At 65.0% G+C, this 3237-nt stretch carries 4 protein-coding genes; 2 read left to right on the top strand and 2 right to left on the bottom strand.

Features of this window, described 5'->3' with window-relative positions:
* The coding region (locus WCJ52_RS12380; protein ID WP_336903618.1) for a winged helix-turn-helix domain-containing protein at positions 1–268 on the bottom strand (268 nt) is incomplete at its 3' end.
* A gap of 262 nt (positions 269–530) precedes the next feature.
* On the opposite strand from WCJ52_RS12380, the gene WCJ52_RS12375 reads away from it, so the two are divergent.
* Positions 531–692, top strand: coding sequence for a hypothetical protein (locus WCJ52_RS12375; RefSeq protein ID WP_336903617.1), 162 nt, complete (start codon positions 531–533; stop codon positions 690–692).
* 260 nt (positions 693–952) lie between these two features.
* Here the strand turns inward: WCJ52_RS12375 and WCJ52_RS12370 are convergent, their stop codons facing one another.
* Positions 953–1774 carry a LytTR family DNA-binding domain-containing protein gene (locus WCJ52_RS12370; RefSeq protein WP_336903616.1) on the bottom strand — a complete coding sequence of 274 codons (822 nt, stop codon included), beginning with the start codon at positions 1772–1774 and terminating at the stop codon, positions 953–955.
* Between the two features lie 107 nt (positions 1775–1881).
* Between WCJ52_RS12370 and WCJ52_RS12365 the strand changes: the two genes are divergently transcribed.
* Entirely contained in the window at positions 1882–3048 is a 1167-nt protein-coding gene (locus WCJ52_RS12365) for an acyltransferase family protein (protein WP_336903615.1), read from the top strand.
* Positions 3049–3237 lie beyond the last annotated feature (189 nt).

Here is a 3237-nt window from a genome sequence, read left to right as displayed (position 1 = left end):
GGCCGCGCAGCATGTCGTGGTCGGCATAGATGCCGCTGCGCTCACGGCTGACGAATAGCCCCTCGTCGAGCAGCTTCTGATAGGCCAGCGTCACCGTATTGCGCGCCACGCCCAGCTGGGCCGCCAGAGCCCTGGACGACGGCAACCGCTTGCCCGGTGGAAACGCCCCGGCGCAGGCGGCCTCGACCAGCTTGCGACGCACCTGATCCTGCAGACTGAGATCGCTGTCGGGATCAAGGAACAAGAGCGGCCTGGACATGGTCGGCATCTCGCCTTCCCTCGCACGCCGTGTCCAGTGTGGCCTGCTGCGGTCGATCCTGATCGTCGCACCTCATGCCTCTCCGCATGCCGCTTCGCCGGTAGTGCCGGTGGCACTCTCGGCGCACGCAGGCCGGGGAAGTGTCGGGTGGAACTGGCGTCGCGCACCCGGGCCGAAGCGTCCCCCGCACGCTTGCGGGCGCTCATCTGGCATCCTTCGCCGAACCTGCTGTAGGCTCCGGTCCTGACCAGTCGATCCGGTGAGGTTCCCATTGGCCGCCAAGACCCGCGCCGACCTGCTCAAGCGACTGGACCCCTATTGGAAGATGGAGGCCGCGAACGTCGTTTTCGTGCCGGTCTTCCTGATCTGGCTGGCCGGCGGGAAGGTGGGCGGGATCAGCCTGGTGCCCCTGGCGGCGACGAAGCCGGCCTAGCGGTTCGACGCGACGCTACACGACCGGCTCACCGCCGTGGCCAACGCGTACTACCGCGACCGGCTGCATTCGGCCGACCTCGCCGAACGACAGTTGATGGTCGAGAGCCGCCGCGCGCCGGGCGCGCCGACCGGAATCCTGGACCTAGGACAGGGCTTCTGCCCATTCCGGCGCTATTTTGGGGACATATACTGCGGGTACGTAACTACTAAACCCGCCACCCCACTAGGGGACACGTACCTGCAGCACAAATTCCCGGCTCACCCGCCTCGCAGCCGCATCAGCGCCGCCGGAAACCGCCGCGACAGCGGCGCTTCCAGTGAGCCGAGCTGGACCGCATAGTCTCCCGATCCCGTCGGCGATAAGGCAGTCACCCGCGCGGCGCTGATCAGCCAAGACCGGTGTGTGCGGACAAATCCGAACGGCGACAGCTGCGCCTCGACGGCGGCGAGGGACGAGCGCATCAGCGGCTTGTGGCCATCGACCAGATGCACCTCGACGTAATTGCCAGTAGATGAGACGGCAAGGATTTCGGTAATGGCCACGCGGATGATCTTCGCACCGTCGCGGATGTCGAAGGTTGCCGGCGGCCTGTCCGGCTCGATCGCGGCGGACTGCAGGGCCAGCCGCTGCGAAGCCCAAAAGGCGAAGGCGCTCACGGTGTAGCTCAGCAGGTCCTTGCGCAGCTCGTAGGGGAACTCGTCGCTCAAGGCTCCGTAAACATAGGTCTGGCCGACAAGCCCATAGGCGGCGTGGCGGATCAGCAGGAAGCCCCCGACATGAGCGGCGGACCAGAAGAGCAGGGCTGCGCCATGAACCACCCAGGTGCGCGGGCTTCGCCAGAGCTCGGCCGGGGCTAGGCGCAGGGCAAGCAAAGGCACCCACATTAGAGCGATGATCGAAACGGCGCTGCTGCCCTCCCAGAGCCACGACTCCCACCAGTCCAGCCCCGGCTTGTCGTGCTGGATCGTCAGCACATTGACCACCGATACCCCCAGGATGATGGCCACCGTGGCGCTCGCGCCGGCCAGGAAGCCGTTCTGGCGATAGCCGTTCGTCCCCGATATCGCGCCGCCTGTCACGTGAGTCTCCCGGTCGTCACCCGCGCGATGCCGGACATGTCTGCGCTCTGGTGATGCCTGCGGAATCCCGGCGATTGAGAGGCTTCCTTCATTCGCGAGCGCATTCAATGACCCAGACTATTGACCGCCGCCCGGACCTCGACTGGATCCGCGTGGGCGCCTTCTTCCTGCTGATCCTCTATCACGTCGGCATGTTTTACGTGCCTTGGGACTTTCATGTGAAGACAGTTAGGCCGGTCGACTGGCTTGAGCCCGTCATGCAGCTGACCAATCCGTGGCGGTTGACCTTGTTGTTCCTGGTGTCGGGTGCGGCGACGCGGTTCATGGCCGACAAGATGAGCGCCGGCGGTCTGGCGCGCACGCGCATCTTGCGGCTGCTGATGCCGCTGGTCTTCGCGATGTTCGTGATCGTACCGCCGCAGAGCTACTACGAGATCCTCGAAAAGTCGCCGCAGCTAGCCGAACCGTTCTGGAGTTTCTACGGCAAGTACGCCACGGCCTCGGGGAACTGGTGCGACGCCGACGGCTGCCTGATCACCCCAACATGGAACCACATGTGGTTCGTCGCCTATTTACTGGTCTACAGCCTGCTGCTGGCGGGGGTCTGGGCGGTCGCCCGCGAGCGGCTCTGCAAGCTGGGCGAGCGGCTGAGTGAGGGGCTCAGGGGCTGGGGCCTCCTGGTCTGGCCGATCGTAGTGCTGACGACGTTCCGCATCGTGCTGATGCCGCTTTTCGAGGTAACGCATGCCCTAGTCGATGACTGGTACACTCACTCGGTCAGCCTCGCGGCCTTCCTGTTCGGCTTCCTGACGGCAAAGTCCCTGACTTTGCGGGATGAATTCATCCGCCTGCGCTGGCCGGCGCTAGTTCTGGCGCTTTTGGCCTGGGCAGTGTTCGCGACCTACGCCTGGCATTACCGCGCCGATCACTCCCAGCCGCCCGAGGTGCTGCGACAGGTCATGCGAGGGGTCTACGCTATCGATCAGTGGTGCGCGATCTCCGCCATCCTCGGCTTCGGCGCGAAGCATCTGACGCGCGGCGGTCCAATGCTAACCTGGCTGACCCTGGGCGTCTTCCCGTTCTACATCGTCCATCAGACGGTGATCGTTGTGGCCGGATACCACCTGGCGAGGATGGGGATGAACCAGGCGCTGGAGGCGTCGATCATGATCACGATCACCTTCGGCGCCTGCCTGCTGACCTATGAGGTGGTGCGCCGGGTCGCGGTTCTGAGGCCGTTGTTTGGGCTGAAGTATCGGGCAAAGCCCGCCTGAACCGAAGGGGACATGTACCGCAGGCACGAGTCCCCTATCGGCTGGCTTTCGCGGACGCTCATCTGGCACCCTTCGCCAAACCTGCTGTAGGCTCCGGTCCTGACCAGTCGATCCGGTGAGGTTCCCATTGGCCGCCAAGACCCGCGCCGACCTGCTCAAGCGACTGGACCCCTATTGGAAGATGGAGGC

Origin of the sequence: Phenylobacterium sp. (assembly GCF_037138395.1) — a bacterium.
Lineage (GTDB): Bacteria > Pseudomonadota > Alphaproteobacteria > Caulobacterales > Caulobacteraceae > Phenylobacterium.
This window is presented reverse-complemented; position numbering and strand designations above follow the sequence as displayed.

Excerpts from the sequence above, each read along its gene's own strand:
- WCJ52_RS12365 (WP_336903615.1), top strand. The coding sequence starts at position 1,882 with ATGACCCAGACTATTGACCGCCGCCCGGACCTCGACTGGATCCGCGTG.